Origin of the sequence: Kitasatospora cheerisanensis KCTC 2395, assembly GCF_000696185.1 — a bacterium.
Classification (GTDB): Bacteria; Actinomycetota; Actinomycetes; order Streptomycetales; family Streptomycetaceae; genus Kitasatospora; species Kitasatospora cheerisanensis.
In genome coordinates, this window is the sequence record NZ_KK853997.1 from 554440 (window position 1) to 556294 (window position 1855).

General features: G+C 75.3%; 2 protein-coding genes and 1 pseudogene. All 3 read right to left on the minus strand.

Going from position 1 to position 1855, the window contains the following annotated elements:
• A pseudogene (locus KCH_RS42140) lies at positions 1–189 on the minus strand (hypothetical protein); the annotation flags it as partial.
• Positions 190–1275 carry an ABC transporter substrate-binding protein gene (locus KCH_RS02460; RefSeq protein WP_084223135.1) on the minus strand — a complete coding sequence of 362 codons (1086 nt, stop codon included), beginning with the start codon at positions 1273–1275 and terminating at the stop codon, positions 190–192. It lies immediately after the preceding pseudogene.
• A gap of 117 nt (positions 1276–1392) precedes the next feature.
• Positions 1393–1855: HAD-IC family P-type ATPase (locus KCH_RS02465; protein WP_157032361.1), on the minus strand; the 463-nt coding region annotated here is incomplete at its 5' end.

The window sequence follows — 1855 nt, forward strand, 5'->3', positions numbered from 1 at the left end:
GCCGGGCGGGCCCTGAGCGCCGGTCAGGTGGCGGGCGACGACGCTCCACACCTCGCGGGCGGGGACGTCGACGCTGCCGAGGCCGACGGCGAGGGTGAGGGCGAGCAGCAGGGCGAGGCCGAGCCCGGCGGCGAGCAGGCCGGCCCCGGCCCGCCGGGTGGTCGACGGCAGGAGCTGGGTGGTCGTCATCTACCGTCCTTCCTTGACCAGTTCGGGGTGCACGGTGCGGGCGATCCGCTCGACCGTGTCGGCGTTGCGGACGCCGGCGACGGTGGTGACCTCGGAGCCGATCCGCACGAACCGGCCCTGCCGGACGGCGGCCAGGTCCTTGGTGGCGGGGTGGTCGCGGAGGAACCGCTCGGCCTCGTCGAAGGCCTTCCGGGTGGCGTCCGCGGTGCCGCGGTTGCGGACGCCGAGCTGGATCCAGTCGGGGTTCCTGGCGACCACCTCCTCCCAGCCGACGGGGCGGAAGTCGGCGTCGCAGTCGGCGAAGGCGTTGCGCGCCCCGGCCAGCGTGATGATCGCGTTGGCGATCTGCTTGCGGCACACGGCGGTCGGCTGCTGGGTGCCGGCGTCGTAGTCGAAGAAGAAGTAGCTGGGCCGCCGGTCCTCGGGGAGGTCGCCGAGCGCGGTGGCGACCCGGTCGAGCGTGCCGTTCATGGCGGCGACCAGCCGGTCCGCGGCGGGGAGGGTACCGGTGACGGCGCCGAGCCGCTCGATGTCCTGCTCGACCTCGGCCAGGTCGGTCTTCGCGGTCGTGGCGCAGGCGGTGGACAGCAGGAAGACGTGCTTGATGCCGGCGGCGGCGAACTCCTGCTCGGCGGGCGTCCCGCCCATGCCGCCTCCACCGCCTGCGCCGCCGCCCGTGTTGGTGGCGGCGAAGCTGTCGATGTACAGGTCGGCGCCGGAACCGAGCAGCTGCTCCTTGGCGATCACGGTCTTCCCGAGGACCGGCACCTTCGCGCCCCGGTCGGCGAGCTCGGCGGGCAGGTAGCCGGCGCCGGGCGGGAAGCCGGTGCCGATCACCCGGTCGCCGGCGCCGAGTTCGAGCAGCAGCTCCAGCGCGGCGGCGTTGCTGGTGACGATCCGGCCCGGCGGGGCGTCGAAGGTGGTCCGGCGGCCGGCGCAGTCGGCGACCTTGACCGGGAACGTCCTGGAGACGACCACGTCCGGGCCGCGGGAGGTCGGGGGGCTGCCGGCGCAGGCGGTGGCGAGCAGGGCAGTGGCGAGCAGGGCGGTGGCGGCGGCCGGGCCGCGGCGTATCCGGTGGCGCACGGTGGACTCTCCTGGTGCGGTGTGGGCGGACGGTGGGGCGGCGGTCAGCCGGCTGGGCGGACGGTGGAGCGGTGATCAGTTGGCTTGTGGTGGTGGTCAGTTGGCGTTCGGCGGTGGTCAGTTGGCGCCGGGTCGACTCCGGGCGGGGTGCCAGGTGCGCAGCCGCAGGCTGTTGGCGACCACCAGGACGGAGCTGGCGGACATCGCGAGCGCGGCGAGCATCGGGTTGAGCAGGCCGAGCGCGGCGAGCGGCAGCAGCACCGCGTTGTAGCCGAACGCCCAGGCCAGGTTGGTGCGGATGGTGGCGAGGGTGCGGCGGGCCAGCCGGGCGGCGGTGACCAGGGAGTCGATGTCGCCGCGCACCAGGGTCAGCCCGGCGGCGCCGATCGCCGCGTCGGTGCCGGAGCCCATGGCGATGCCGAGGTCGGCGGCGGCCAGCGCGGCCGCGTCGTTGACGCCGTCCCCGACCATCGCCACCGTCCGTCCCCGGGAACGGAGTTCGGCGACGACGGCGGCCTTGTCCTCCGGTCCGGCGGCGGCGTGCACGGTGGTGATGCCGAGTTCGGCGGCGACGGCGCGG